The sequence below is a fragment of the Kribbella speibonae genome, from assembly GCF_004331375.1.
GTDB classification, from domain to species: domain Bacteria; phylum Actinomycetota; class Actinomycetes; order Propionibacteriales; family Kribbellaceae; genus Kribbella; species Kribbella sindirgiensis.
On the sequence record NZ_SJKC01000002.1, the window covers coordinates 739,093 to 752,570 of the forward strand.

The following is a 13,478-nucleotide window of genomic DNA, read 5'->3' on the forward strand; positions in this document are numbered from 1 at the left end:
TCGGTGCAGACTGAACAGGTGACGACGGTCGACTTGGAGCAGCGCGAGGCGATGTTTCGCCGCTGGGCGCCGTACTTCCTGCTCGGCCTGAGCAGCTTCCTCGCGCTCGCGACCGCCGGCCTGGGCATGCCGGCGGACCGTCTCCGGATCATTGCCTTCGCGCTGGTAGGAGCCGCTCTCCTCCTGGAGCTGTCGTGGAGCTGGATCGGGCGGAAGTACCCAGAACCGGGCGCGCTGCCGGTCGTGTACTACGTGATCCGCTGGGCGATCTCGTTCGCACTCGTACTGCTGAACGGCTTCTTCGCGTTCTACGCCGCGGCGGGGTACTACGACACCGACGAGCGCATCCCCGGGCGGCGTGCTCGGCAGGTCGCCTTGTTCGCGTCCTCCGTCCCGATCTCGGCCGCGCAGGCCAGCGGCATCCCGGTGGACGACGGGGCGCGCTGGCTGGTGTTCGGCGGCCTGCTGGTCGCGAACAACATCCTGCTGACCATCGTGAAGCACTTCGCGGAGCAGCAGGAGGCGCGGTCGCAGGCCCGGGCCGCGACCATCACCGAGCTCGAACAGGCGCACGAGGAGAACGCCGCGTTGCAGGCGCAACTCCTGGTGCAAGCGAGGGAAGCGGGGATCGCGGACGAGCGGCGCCGGCTGGCCGCGGAGATCCATGACACCATCGCGCAGGGGCTGACCGGCATCATCGCGCAACTGCAGGTCGTCTCCAACGCGTCGGATCCGGCGACCGTCAAGGAGCACGTCGGCCGCGCGACCGATCTGGCCCGGCACAGCCTGGGCGAGGCGCGCCGCTCGGTGCAGAACCTGGCCCCGGCGGGCCTGTCGTACGACGGTCTCCCCGAGGCGCTGCGCAAGACCGTCGACCAGTGGTCCGAGCGGACCGGCGTACCCGCCGAGTTCACCCTGACCGGTACGGCGCAGCACCTGCACGGCGAGTTCTCGGCGACCGTCCTGCGGATCACGCAGGAGGCGCTGGCGAACGTGTCGAAACACGCCGCCGCGACCCGCGCCGGCGTGACGCTGAGCTTCATGGACGACGAGGTGACGGTGGACATTCGCGACGACGGCAAGGGGTTCGATCCGCTGGCCCTGTCCGCCCGGACCGGCACCGGCGGCTTCGGTCTCGACGGTATGCGCGCCCGCGCCGAACGCATCGCCGGCTCCCTGACCGTCGAGTCCGAGCCAGGGTTCGGTACGGCGGTCTCCGCTCGTCTACCGTTGGTGCTCCATGGCTGAGATCTCATTGCTCCTGGTCGACGACCACCCCGTGGTCCGCAACGGTCTACGCGGCATGTTCGAGTCCACACCCGGCTTCACCGTGCTCGCGGAGGCGTCGAACGGCGTCGAGGCGGTCGAGCTCGCCGCGGACCTGGACCCGGACGTGATCCTGATGGACCTGCGGATGCCGGGCGGCGGCGGACTCGACGCGATCACCGAGCTGACCCGCCGCGGCATCCGCTCGAAGGTGCTCGTCCTGACGACCTGGGACACCGACACCGACACGCTGCCGGCGATCGAGGCGGGCGCCACCGGCTACCTGCTCAAGGACGCGCCGCAGGACGAGCTGTTCAACGCCGTACGCCAGGCCGCGGCCGGCCGTACGGTCCTCTCCCCCGCCGTCGCCTCGCGGCTGGTGTCGGCAGTCCGCTCGCCCGCACCGAGCCCGTTGGCCGCGCGCGAACGGCAGGTCCTGGAGCTGGTCGCGAAGGGTACGTCGAACCGCGACATCGCCCGCGAGCTGTTCATCAGCGAGGCCACTGTGAAGACGCATCTCAGCCATGTCTTCACCAAACTCGGCGTCACCGACCGTGCCGCAGCGGTTGCCAAGGGCTACGAGCAGGGCATTCTCGGGCGCGACTGACCGACTCCGAGGTCTGGCCGGGCGCGGGTTCTGGGCTTAATCTCGGCTCAGGCAGGCGCCGCGGGGGTGCCGGCCGCGACGCCGGTATCCGGGGGGATTCGGTCACAGGACTGAGGGGTTCACTGCGTTTCGACCTGGGGGGTCTCCCGACGTCTCATGCTGCCTCCTTCCGCGACGGCGTTCCGTCTCTCTGGAGGCCCGCGCATGAGGTCACCGCATCACCGACGAGGTCATCGTCGTACCGTCACTCAAAGAACCGCCACTCGAAGTGCCACGGCCGGTGTGTCCGCCGGTCTGCTGGTCGCCGCGCTGTTGCCCGCGATGACCGCGTCGGCCGCAGATCCGTCCCCCACCGCGCCGAACGGCCGGCCCTGGACCGCGACGCCCCTGACCGTCGCCAGTACGGTCAACGGCGCCAAGTCACCCAGCGGTCAGCTCGCGAAGAGCGATCCCGCGCTCGTGAACAGCACGTCCGCCAAGCAGGTCCGGGTGGTCGTGAAACTCGATTACGACTCGCTGGCGGCGTACCGCGGCGGGATCAAGGGCCTGCCCGGCACCAGCCCGGCCGTCACCGGCAAGCGCCTCGACGTGAAGGGCGCGAACGCCACGAAGTACCTGAAGCACGTGGCCACCGTGGAGAACGACTTCCTGGCCGCGATGCAGTCGAAGGTCCCGAGCGCGCGAGCAGGCCAGCGGCTGCGCACGGTGTACGGCGGTATCGCGCTCAGCGTGCCGGCGAACCAGGCCCGCGACCTGCTGAAGCTGCCCGGTGTGGCCGCGGTCCAGCAGGACAACCTGCAGGAACTCCTCACCGACTCCAGCGGCGCCTTCATCGGAGCTCCGACGATCTACAACAAGCTCGGCGGATCGGCCAACTCCGGTAAGGGCATCATCGTCGGCATCCTCGACAGCGGCGCCTGGCCGGAGCACCCGTCCTTCGCCGACCCGGGCGGCCTGCCCGCACCACCACCGACCGCCGACGGGACACCGCGTGTCTGCGACTTCGGCGACAACCCACTGACACCGGCGAGCGACGTGTTCGCCTGCACGAACAAGCTGATCGGCGGACGGCCGTTCCTCGACACCTACAACGCGGTGATCGGCGGCGACGTCTACCCGGACAGCGCCCGTGACTCCAACGGTCACGGCACGCACACCGCCTCGACCTCGGCCGGCGGTGCGGTCGCGCACGCCAACCCGCTGGGTATCGACCGCGGCGCGATCGCCGGGATCGCACCGGCAGCAGCCGTGTCGGTCTACAAGGTCTGCGGTGCCGAGGGCTGCTTCCCGAGCGACTCGGTCCAGGCCGTCGCACGGGCGATCCTGGACGGCGTCCGGGTGATCAACTTCTCGATCTCCGGCGGCAGCGACCCGTACAGCGACCCGGTCGAACTCGCGTTCCTGGACGCGTACGCCGCGGGCGTGTTCGTCGCCGCCTCGGCCGGCAACTCGGGTCCGGGCGCGGCCACCACCGACCACCGTGGCCCGTGGGTCACCACCGTCGCGGCCTCGACCCAGAGCCGTACCTTCCGGTCGACGATCAGCTTGTCCGGCGGCGGCGCGAACGCCACCGTTTCCGGCGCGTCCATCACCGCGGGCGTCTCGACCCCGGCCCCGGTCGTGCTCGCGTCCGCACCGCCGTACAACAACGCGCTGTGCACCTCTCCGGCCCCGCCGGGTCTCTTCACGGGCAAGATCGTCGTCTGTGAGCGCGGCCCGGGCCGTGTCCTGAAGGGCTTCAACGTCCTGCAGGGCGGCGCCGTCGGCATGCTCCTGTACAACTCGTTCCCGTTCGACGTGTTCACCGACAACCACTGGCTGCCGACCGTGGCCCTCGAGAAGCCGGACGGCGACGCGTTGCTGGCGTTCCTCGCGGCGCACCCCGGCGCGACGTCGGCGACGTTCACGCAGGGCGCGAAGACCACCTGGCAGGGCGACGTGATGACGTACTTCTCGTCGCGCGGCCCCGGTGGCGACTTCCTCAAACCCGATGTCACCGCACCCGGCCTGCACATCCTGGCCGGACAGACGCCGACACCGGAGTCCCCGGCCGAAGGACCGCCCGGCAACCTGTACCAGGTGATCGCCGGTACGTCGATGTCGTCGCCGCACGTCGCCGGTTCCGCCGCACTCGTCCTCGCCCTGCACCCGTCCTGGACGCCGGGCCAGATCAAGTCGGCGCTCGAGACGACCGCGAAGACGACCGTCAAGAAGGAGGACCGGACCACCCAGGCCGACCCGTTCGACATGGGCGGCGGACGCATCGACCTCACCAAGGCCGGCGACCCCGGTCTGACCCTGGACGAGACCGCCGCGAACTACGCGGCCTCGGCCACCGACCCGCTGAACCGGATCGATCTCAACCTGCCGTCGGTGAACGCACCGACCATGCCGGGGCTGATCACCGCCACGCGGACGGTCACCAACGTCACCAACCAGACCCTCACCTTCACGGCCACCGGTACGACGGTCAGCGGCGCGAACATCTCCGTACTGCCGCCGGTGTTCCAGGTGAAGCCCGGCAAGTCGCAGAAGCTGACGATCGCGATCACGGCACCCGACGTACCTGACGGCCAGTACTTCGGTCAGGTCAACCTCAAGCAGATCGGCGGCAACCGGGCCCTGCACCTGCCGGTGGCGTTCTTCCGTCAGGAGGGCATCGTCCCGATCGACCAGACCTGTGTGCCGTCCACCATCGCGCGGAACACCGGTCAGTCGACCTGCACGGTGACCGTGCAGAACAACAGCCTGCAGACCACCGACGTGACGGCGGTCAGCACGCTGAGCTCGCAGCTGCGGCTGAACAGCGTCACGGGCGCGACCAAGATCGGCACGCAGATCGCCACCAAGACGGCCACCCTCGCCGGCCGCCAGCCCGACAGCCCGGGGATCGCACCCGGATCGTTGGCCGGATATCTGCCGCTCGACGCGTTCGGCATCGCCCCGGTCCCGATCGGGGACGAACAGGCTGTGAACTTCAACGTCGCCCCGTTCCAGTACGCCGGACAGACGTACAACCGGGTCGGCGTGACGTCCAACGGGTACACGGTCGTCGGCGGCACCACCACGGGCGACGACGTCCAGTTCCTGCCGCAGCCCCTGCCCGACCCGGCGCGCCCGAACAACGTGCTCGCGTCGTACTGGACCGATCTCGACGGATCCGGAGCACCAGGCATCTACGCCGGCGTACTCACCGACGGGGTGTCCGACTGGCTCGTCCTCGAGTGGCGGGTGAACCTGTTCGGCACGACCGACCTGAAGGTCTTCCAGCAGTGGATCGGCCTCAACGGCACCGAGGACATCACCTACGCCTACGACCCGGGCAACCTTCCCGGCAGCCCGCCGGCCGGCTACGGCCTGACGGTCGGCGCCGAGAACTTCGAAGGCACCGCCGGCAGCCAGATCTCCGGCCCGCCGGTCACCGACTACCGCATCACGAGTACGCCGGGAGCGCCCGGCGGCTCGATGACCTACTCGATGAACATCAAGGGTGTGCAGAAGGGCACCGGCACGGTAACTACCGGAACCTCAACGCCACTCGTCAAGGGCGTCACGATCGAGGTCGACAAGATCATCGTCAACTAACCAAGGGGTGAGCGACCGGGTTGGGGAGGATTGTGTGCCGAATCGGGTACACGATCCTCCCCAACCTCGCGAGCGGGTGCAGGTTAGTCGCGGGGTACCGGAACGCATGAAGACACCCCGTGCGATCAGGTCCGCCCGCCGACCGGCAGAGGCGAGTGGGCCCTTCGTCTGTAGCTGGAGTTCTGTCGGTGACTGCGCGATCGTCCGGGTGGCCGGCACCGTCGACGTCCGTACCGCCCCCACCTTCGCCCACGAACTCCAGCACGTCATCACGACCAAACTCCCGCGACTCGTCGTCGACCTGCGACGCGTCACGGCCATGGAAGCAACCGGCCTCGACGTCCTCGCCGACGCCCACGACCTCGCCGTCGACCACGGCGGCTGGCTACGCGCCTCCGGAGCCGGCCAATGGCTGGCCGACCTCATCCGGGCCACCGGCACCAACCGCCCCCTCGACCACTACCCCACCCTCTCGGACGCCCTCCCGTCCTACCGACCGGCGATCGCACGTCCGGCATCACCGATGGGCTGATGCCGGACGTGCGATTCCTGTCAGGTCTTCGAGCCGGACAGGGCGATACCTTGCACGATCTGGCGCTGGGCGATGATGAAGATCAGCAGCATCGGTAGCGCCGCCATGGTCGTGGCCGCCATCAGACTCGTCCAGTCGGAGGAGTAGGCGCCCTTGAACTGGTTGACCACGAGCGGAATCGTGAAGTTCCGGTCACTGTTCAGGAAGATCAGCGGAGAGAAGAACGAGTTCCACTGTCCGAGGAACACGAAGATGCCGAGGGCCACGAGTGGCGTCCGCAGCAGCGGCAGGATGATCGTGGTGAAGATCCGGACCCGCCCCGCGCCGTCGATCGAGGCGGCTTCCTCCAGCTCCAGCGGAATGCCGCGGACATACTGGCGGAGGAGGAAGACGCCGAACGCGTTGAACAACGCCGGCGGGACGATCAGCGCCAGGTGGGTGTCGATCCAGCGGAGCTGCCCCATGATGACGTACAGCGGGATCACGGTCAGCTGGAACGGAACCATCATGGTGGCCAGGAAGATGCCGAAGATCACCTTCCGCCCCGGAAAACGGATCCGCGCGAAGGCGTAGGCGGCCATCGAGCAGGTGATCAGGGTGAGGACCGTGACCAGGCCGGCGATATAGACACTGTTGAAGTACGCGCGCGCGAAGTCGGCGCCCTGCCACGCGGTGACGAAGTTCTCCGGCTGCCAGATCTTCGGCAGCAGCTTCGGCGGCTGGGCGAAGATCTCGTCCAGCGGCTTCAGGGCCGAGAACAGCATCCACAGGAACGGCACGAACATCACCAGCGAGCCCGCGACCAGCAGCAGGTGCAGCGGAATCCAGGACGGCTTGAACCGCCCCCCGCTCAGCCCGTGAGAAGCATTCTTCCGACGCGCCGGCTCGAGGCCTCGCGCGTCGATCTCGCCTGATGAGGAAGTCATTCGGTGTAATGCACCCATTTCTTCTGAGCAAGAAACTGGAGGCCGGTCAGCGCCAGCAGGACGAGGAACAGGTACACCGCGATGGCCGCGGCGAACCCGAACTTGAACTCACGGAAGGCGATGTTCACGATGTCGTACACGATCGTGTGGGCGTTCGCCGGCGCTGTGGTGTCGAAGAAGAAGTAGATGTAGTCGAACACCTGGAAGGACCCGATGATCGAGGTGATCGACAGGAACAGGATGGTCGGCGACAGCAGCGGCACGGTGATCCTGCGCAGCTTCTGCCATTCCGAGGCGCCGTCGATGTCGGCGGCCTCCATCAGGGTGGGCGAGATGCTCTGCAGACCGGCGACGAACATCACGATCATGTAGCCGAGGCCCTGCCAGATCGACACCAGGACGATCGCAGGGATCGCCGTCCCCGGATCCTGCAGCCAGTCGGGTGGTTGGGGCACCCCCAGCGACTTCAGCAGGGCGTTGATGGGACTGATCTCGGGGTTCAGCAGCCAGAGCCAGATGGCACCCACCGCGACGGTCGACGTGACCTGCGGCGCGAAGAAGAAGATCCGGTAGAACGGCGTCAGTCGTCCCGCCTTCTGAATGAAGAACGCGAAGAAGAAGCCGGTGATCAGCAGTCCGGGGACCTGCAGGACGGTGAACCACGCGGTGTTCAGCCAGGACTGCCGCAGCTGGGCGTTCTGCCAGACACCGATGAAGTTCTGCAGCCCGACGAACGTGCGCGAACCCAAACCGTCCCAGCTCGAGAACGACAGCACGATGGCGAAGACCAGGGGACCCACCATGAAGGCGATCAGGCCGATGAGCTGCGGGGTGAGAAAGGCGTACCCCCACAGGGCTTCGGTACGCCGTCGGCGCTTCACATCTACTGCGAGCGCCATGGCTCACTTCCCGTTGTTGATGAACTTGCAGATCTTGTCGGCCCATACCTTCGCGTTGTCGCCGGCCTTGATCGACTTGTCCATCTCGGTGCCGAGGTTGGCTCCGACCTCCGCCTTGGACGCGATGGCCGACGGGATCGCGTACCCCTTCTTGGCGGCTTCCGTGAACCAGGCACAGTGTTCGGGCTGCTTGTTCTCCATCACGACCTCGTCCAGCCCCGCGACGGCCGGCACCGCGTTGCCTCCACCGGAGAGCCGGGCCTTCTGGCCGTCCTTGGAGACGAACCGGGTGGCGAAGTACATCGCGGCTTCGGGATCCTTGGCCTTGGCGTTCACGGCCATGGCGGCGGTGTAGACGATCGCCGGGGGCACGGTCTTCCCGTCGGCGGACGCGAACGGTGCGATGTCGTAGCCGAACTTCAGCTTCTTGAGGTTCGGGAGGATCCAGCGTCCCACCTGGCAGCTGGCCAGCTGCTGGCTGTAGAACAAGGCGTCGATGGCCTGCCCCTTCGGCAGCGACCCGCCGTAGGTGATGTTGCCGCTGGCCATCCCCTCCCAGAGCCACTCGAGGGTCTCCATCGACTTCGCGTCCTCGTTGAAGATCATCTTGTTGCCGTCGACGACCTTGCCCCCGAACGCGGTCATCCAGCTGAGCATCGGGCCGAAGCCGCCTTCCAGCACCATGCCCCGCTTGCCGGTGGCCTTGATCTTGGTCAGGAAGTCGTCGAGGGCGTCCCGGTTCCAGCCGCCGGACTCGTGCAGTTGCGCGGGGTTCTGGGTGATGCCGGCGGCCGCGCACATGTCCTTGTTGAACCAGAACACGATCGGGTTGCAGTCGACGACCAGTCCGTAGGTGCCCGGGCTGCCGTCGGCGGGCTTGCACCAGCCCATCAGGTTCGGGTAGAGGTCGTCGATCTTGACGGGCGCGTCCGCCTTCGACGTGAACTCGGTGAAATCGGCGACCTTCTTGTTCTGGATGAGCCGTTGCATGCCGGAGTCCTGCACGTAGAAGACGTCCGGGGCGCTGCTGCCGGCGAGTTGGGTGAGCAGCTTGGCGCCGTAGTCGCCGACGACCACCTGGAAGGTGACCTTGGTCCCGTGCGCGGCCTCGTAGTCCTTCGAGATCTTCCGGAACCGCTCGGCCTCACCCGGGTTCGCCCACGAGGCCCAGGTCACGGCGCCGCCGGAGCCGCCCGTCCCGCCGGCGCCGCCTTTGCCCGCGCTCGACGTACCTCCCGCGCTACCGCCGGCGCAGGCGGTGAGCAACGCGCTCGAGCCCACTCCGGCGATGGCCGCGCTGGCCAGGAAACCACGACGTGTGATCGGTCGCCCCAAGGGCTTTTCATTGGTCGGCATCACGCAACTCCTCGAAGAAGGCGGATATTAGCGGTAAAAGATAGGGACGCCAGGCAATTCCGTCAATGCTTCGGAGCATTTGGTTTTACCGCTATAGTCCAGGACGTGACGACATTTGAGATCCGCTCCCCCGAAGGTCGAACCGTCCGCAGCGCACAGCTGACCGGCCCCGGCACGCTGACCGAGCGCGCGACGGCCGAGCCCGGCGTCCTGCGGTACGACGTGATTGCCGACGTCGCTGCCGACGGTCCGGTGACGTTGCGCTGGACGTGGCCGGCCGACGACGCGGTGACGCTGTGGCGGGCGAGCCAGGGGTCACGCCGTCATCTCCCGACCGACTGGGGCTCGCACCGCGACGTCCGTTCCGTCCGCTCCGCGCCGGTCGCCACGCTCGTCGATCCGCAGGACCGCAGCCTGCTGACCGTCTCCTTGTCGTCGAACGTCCGGGGCTGCGACTTCGCCGTCGGAGTGAGCGAGGAGACCGCGGAACAGCTGATCGAGCTGACCGTGACGGATCTCGAGGGCGAAGGCTTCGTTCTGCGGATCGATCTGCGGGAGCGGCATTTCGCCGAGGCGTTGGGTGCCGTGACGGCGGAGTGGGCGGCCGAGCTGGGTGACCGGATCGCCGACGTACCGCCGGTCGCGCGGCAGGCGATGTACTCGACCTGGTACAGCGACCATCAGCACGTCTCGGCCGAGTCCGTTGAGCGGCACGCCCGCGCGGGAGCGGCGTACGGCACCGAGGCAGTCATCGTCGACGACGGCTGGCAGACCGACGACACGCGGCGCGGGTACGCGTACTGCGGCGATTGGGAGCCGACCAGCCACAAGTTCCAGGACATGGCCGAGCATGTACGTCGCGTGCACGCGCTCGGCCAGCGGTACGTGCTGTGGATCGCGCCTCCGTTGATCGGTGTGCACTCGAAGGCGTGGGGCAAGCTGAAGGACCGCACACTCGGCTTTGCCGACGCTGAGGTGACCGCCGTCCTCGACCCCCGCTGTCCCGAGGTCCGCGAGCACCTTCTGGAGTGCTGCGTTCGTCCAGTCCGTGACTGGGGCGTCGACGGCCTGAAGATCGACTTCATCGATTCCTGGGCGCGGGACGACGTTCCGGCGGCGCCGGGCGCTGACTGCGCTTCCGTCGACGAGGGCGTGGAGCGGTTCCTGCAGGACGTCACCGACGAGCTACGGAGGCTGCGGGACGACGTACTGATCGAGTTTCGGCAGGACTACGTGCACCCGAGGCTGTGGCAGTTCGGCACGTTCCTGCGCGCCGGCGACTGTGCGCTCGACCCGGTCGAGAACCGCGTGCGGACTGTCGATTGCCGACTGTTGGCAGGTGACCGCGCGGTGCATTCGGACATGCTGATGTGGAGCCCGTCGGCGTCGGCGGAGAACGTCGCGCAGCACTTCATCAATGTGTTGTTCAGTACGCCGCAGGTGTCGATGGAGCTGGACGCACTGCCGCCCGAGCACCAGGAGGTCGTCCGGTACTGGCTCGGATTCGTCCACGAGCACGCCGACGCGCTGCTGCACGGCGTACTGCTGCCGTCGCGACCGGATGCGCGGTACACGCAGGTTCGCGCGGTCGGTGCGACGGAGACCGTGGTGGCCGTGTACACGAATCCTGTCGTGCGGGTCCAGGACCCGTGCACAGTCGTGGTGAACGGCGGCGCCGAGCGGCGACTGTACGTCGAAGGTGCGTGCGACCGGCGTGTGGACCTCGTAGTGTCGGACTGTTCGGGCCACGAGGTGCACCGAGAGACGACGACGGCGCCTGAGGTGTGGACGATCGACGTTCCGGTCGGTGGGTCAGCCCGGATCGTGTGTGACTAAGGGGGAAGGGTTGGCTGCAGAGAAGCCGCGGCGTACGACTGTCGCGGACGTCGCCCGGTTGGCCGGGGTGTCGGCGATGACGGTGTCGAACGTGCTGAACGCGCCGCATCGCGTCGCGCCGCCGACCGTCCGGACGGTGCGCGCCGCGATCCAGGAACTCGGGTACATCCCGAACCACGCTGCCCGTGCGTTGTCGTCCGGTCGCAGCCAGGTGATCGGTCTGCCGATGTCCTTCGACGACGACCTGGTGGACGACGACAACCCGGGCCTGGGCGGGTTTCTGCACAGCCTGCTCGGCGGTCTGGTCAAGGCGGCCGCGGTCCCGGGGTACGGCGTCCATGTCGTCGAGACCCCGGCCGACACCGCGACCGAGATCGTGCTCTACGAGAAGCTGATCGCGGCGCGGCAGGTGGACGCGATCGTCGTTCTGGAGACGATGCCGCACGACGAGCGGATCAAGTTCCTCAGCGGCCGGCGGTTCCCGTTCGTGGCGTTCGGGCGGACCGGGCCGGAGCATCGGCAGTGCTGGGTCGACGTGGACAACGAGTCGTCGATGGCCGGTGTCGCGGCGCATCTGCGGTCGACCGGCCGGGAGCGGGCGGTGTACCTGGCGACGGACAGTCCGCTGCCATGGGTGCATCAGCGACGCGACGGGTTCGTCCGGGAGTTCCCGTCGACGCACGCGCGATCGTTCGGTTCGCTCGAGGCGCTGGCGGCGTACGTCGAGGAGCTGGACCCGCCGGACGTTTTCGTCGCGGACAACGACGCGTTCGCCGTGGTCGCGATGCGCGCGCTGCAACGGCGCGGGATCGTGGTGGGTCAGGACGTCGCGGTCACCGGGTTCAACGACTTCCCGTTCGCGAGCATGCTCGACACACCGCTCACCACGGCCCGGATCCCGTTGCGGGACATCGCCACCTGCCTGTTCGACCGTGCCTTGCGCGAGATCAGCGGCGAGCCGGACGAGCCGGGCAAGCTCGTCACGGCGCCACTGGTCATTCGCTCGAGCGCTTAAGGCTTGACCAGCACTTTGAGTGCGGTGCGGTCGTCCATTGAGCGGTAGCCGTCGGCCACGTTGTCGAGAGCGACCTCGCTGTCGAAGACCTTGCCGGGGTCGACGTGTCCGGCGAGGACGTCGGGGAGCAGGGTTTCGATGTAGGCGCGGGCCGGCGCGGGCCCGCCGGTGAGGGTGATGTTGGGTCCGAAGAGGCTGGGGAACCCGACCGGAGCATCGTCGTACTGCGGTACTCCGACGCGGCTGATGACGCCGCCGGCCCGAACCACGCCGATCGCCTGGTCGTACGCGGGCCGGTGACCGACCGCTTCGAGTACGACGTGCGTACCGTCGCCGCCCGTGAGGTCCCGGACTCGGGCGATCCCCTCGTCACCGCGCTCGGCGACAACATCGGTCGCGCCGTACTCACGGCCGAGGTCGGTGCGGCTGGTGTGGCGGCCCATCAGGATGATCTGCTCGGCGCCGAGGCGCTTCGCGGACAGGACGGCCAGCAGCCCGACGGCCCCGTCGCCGATCACGGTCACGCTGGTGCGCGGGCCGACGTTCGCCTTGATCGCCGCGTGGTATCCGGTCCCGTACACGTCGGACAGCGTGAGCAGTGACGGGATCAGCGGTGAGGTCTCTTCGACCGGTGCGGCGACGAGTGTGCCGTCCGCGAGTGGGACCCGGACTGCCTCGGCCTGTCCGCCGCCGACCTCGCCCGCGTTCCAGAAACCGCCGTGCCGGCAGGAGGTCTGCAGGCCCTCGCGGCAGAAGTCGCAGGTGCCGTCGGACCAGGCGAACGGGGCGGTCACGAAGTCGCCGGCCTTGACCGTGGTCACGTCGTCGCCGGTCTCTTCGACGACGCCGACGAACTCGTGCCCCATGGACCGACCGTCCGCGGTCGCGGCCATCGAGTGATACGGGTGCAGGTCGGAACCGCAGACACAGGCCCGGACAACGCGCACGATCGCGTCAGTCGGCTCCTTGATGATCGGGTCCGGTACGTCGACGACACGGACATCGCCGGCGCCGTACATATAGGTGGCTCGCATGAGAATCCTTCTGAGTCAGGGGGTGTCGGTGACGTGTTCGCCCCAGGTGGTTTCCGGTACGTCGGGGGTACCGGTGCCTTCCCAGATGGCCAGGTGGGTCATGAAGGAGTCGGCGGTCGCGCCGTGCCAGTGCCACTCCCCCGGTGGTGTGTGCACGGTGTCGCCGGGGTGCATCACGATCACCTGCCCGTCGCGGGTGCCGACCAGGCCGACGCCCTCGGTGACATGCAACGTCTGCCCCACGGCGTGCGTGTGCCAGGCGGTGTGGGCACCCGGTGCGAAACGCACCACGTTCACCCGCGTGCGCGACGGCTCCTCACCGCGGTAGATCTGGTCGAACCAGACGTCCCCGGTGAACCACTCGCCCGGCCCTTTCGCGGTCGCGGGTTTCGTCAGTTTCTCCATGCCGGCCAGTGAACGGG

General features: G+C 68.1%; 11 protein-coding genes. 6 read left to right on the plus strand and 5 right to left on the minus strand.

Going from position 1 to position 13,478, the window contains the following annotated elements; genetic code table 11:
• Positions 1-18: 18 nt before the first annotated feature.
• The 4 genes from E0H92_RS16875 to E0H92_RS16890 all read left to right on the plus strand — a co-directional run bounded on the left by E0H92_RS16875 (position 19) and on the right by E0H92_RS16890 (position 5,990).
• On the plus strand, positions 19-1,248 hold the full coding sequence (locus E0H92_RS16875) for a sensor histidine kinase (protein ID WP_238152769.1): 1,230 nt from the start codon (positions 19-21) through the stop codon (positions 1,246-1,248).
• On the plus strand, positions 1,241-1,873 hold the full coding sequence (locus E0H92_RS16880) for a response regulator (RefSeq protein WP_131496893.1): 633 nt from the start codon (positions 1,241-1,243) through the stop codon (positions 1,871-1,873). The genes E0H92_RS16875 and E0H92_RS16880 overlap by 8 nt, the downstream gene beginning before the upstream one ends.
• A 282-nt stretch (positions 1,874-2,155) precedes the next feature.
• On the plus strand, positions 2,156-5,458 hold the full coding sequence (locus E0H92_RS45500) for a S8 family serine peptidase (RefSeq protein ID WP_275670092.1): 3,303 nt from the start codon (positions 2,156-2,158) through the stop codon (positions 5,456-5,458).
• 106 nt (positions 5,459-5,564) lie between these two features.
• On the plus strand, positions 5,565-5,990 hold the full coding sequence (locus E0H92_RS16890; RefSeq protein WP_131462692.1) for an STAS domain-containing protein: 426 nt from the start codon (positions 5,565-5,567) through the stop codon (positions 5,988-5,990).
• 20 nt (positions 5,991-6,010) lie between these two features.
• Here E0H92_RS16890 and E0H92_RS16895 read toward each other — a convergent pair whose 3' ends face one another.
• From E0H92_RS16895 to E0H92_RS16905, 3 genes are read right to left on the minus strand one after another with little or no spacing between them, the layout of a single operon-like run.
• Complete coding sequence (locus E0H92_RS16895; RefSeq protein ID WP_131496895.1) at positions 6,011-6,916, minus strand: carbohydrate ABC transporter permease; 906 nt, start codon at positions 6,914-6,916, stop codon at positions 6,011-6,013.
• Entirely contained in the window at positions 6,913-7,815 is a 903-nt protein-coding gene (locus E0H92_RS16900) for a carbohydrate ABC transporter permease (protein WP_131462690.1), read from the minus strand. The genes E0H92_RS16895 and E0H92_RS16900 overlap by 4 nt, the downstream gene beginning before the upstream one ends.
• Before the next feature lie 3 nt (positions 7,816-7,818).
• Positions 7,819-9,171: an extracellular solute-binding protein gene (locus E0H92_RS16905; protein WP_131462689.1), complete on the minus strand. Its 1,353-nt coding sequence runs from the start codon at positions 9,169-9,171 to the stop codon at positions 7,819-7,821.
• A 105-nt stretch (positions 9,172-9,276) separates the two neighbouring features.
• Here E0H92_RS16905 and E0H92_RS16910 point away from each other — a divergent pair, with 105 nt between their 5' ends.
• Both E0H92_RS16910 and E0H92_RS16915 read left to right on the plus strand, forming a co-directional pair.
• Entirely contained in the window at positions 9,277-11,007 is a 1,731-nt protein-coding gene (locus tag E0H92_RS16910) for a glycoside hydrolase family 36 protein (protein ID WP_131496896.1), read from the plus strand.
• Positions 11,008-11,017: 10 nt separating this feature from the next.
• A complete protein-coding gene (locus E0H92_RS16915) occupies positions 11,018-12,022 on the plus strand; it encodes a LacI family DNA-binding transcriptional regulator (RefSeq protein WP_131462687.1) in 1,005 nt (334 codons plus the stop codon).
• On the opposite strand, the gene E0H92_RS16920 is transcribed toward E0H92_RS16915, so the two are convergent.
• Both E0H92_RS16920 and E0H92_RS16925 read right to left on the minus strand, forming a co-directional pair.
• Positions 12,019-13,056, minus strand: coding sequence for a zinc-binding dehydrogenase (locus E0H92_RS16920; protein ID WP_131462686.1), 1,038 nt, complete (start codon positions 13,054-13,056; stop codon positions 12,019-12,021). The two genes, E0H92_RS16915 and E0H92_RS16920, sit on opposite strands and share 4 nt — an antisense overlap.
• A 15-nt stretch (positions 13,057-13,071) precedes the next feature.
• The gene (locus E0H92_RS16925) at positions 13,072-13,461 is read right to left on the minus strand and encodes a (R)-mandelonitrile lyase (RefSeq protein WP_131462685.1); all 390 of its coding nucleotides are present in this window, start codon (positions 13,459-13,461) and stop codon (positions 13,072-13,074) included.
• Between the last annotated feature and the right edge of the window lie 17 nt (positions 13,462-13,478).

Excerpts from the sequence above, each read along its gene's own strand:
- E0H92_RS16880 (WP_131496893.1), top strand. The coding sequence starts at position 1,241 with ATGGCTGAGATCTCATTGCTCCTGGTCGACGACCACCCCGTGGTCCGC.
- E0H92_RS16890 (WP_131462692.1), top strand. The coding sequence starts at position 5,565 with ATGAAGACACCCCGTGCGATCAGGTCCGCCCGCCGACCGGCAGAGGCG.
- E0H92_RS16895 (WP_131496895.1), bottom strand. The coding sequence starts at position 6,916 with ATGACTTCCTCATCAGGCGAGATCGACGCGCGAGGCCTCGAGCCGGCG.
- E0H92_RS16900 (WP_131462690.1), bottom strand. The coding sequence starts at position 7,815 with ATGGCGCTCGCAGTAGATGTGAAGCGCCGACGGCGTACCGAAGCCCTG.
- E0H92_RS16905 (WP_131462689.1), bottom strand. The coding sequence starts at position 9,171 with ATGCCGACCAATGAAAAGCCCTTGGGGCGACCGATCACACGTCGTGGT.
- E0H92_RS16920 (WP_131462686.1), bottom strand. The coding sequence starts at position 13,056 with ATGCGAGCCACCTATATGTACGGCGCCGGCGATGTCCGTGTCGTCGAC.
- E0H92_RS16925 (WP_131462685.1), bottom strand. The coding sequence starts at position 13,461 with ATGGAGAAACTGACGAAACCCGCGACCGCGAAAGGGCCGGGCGAGTGG.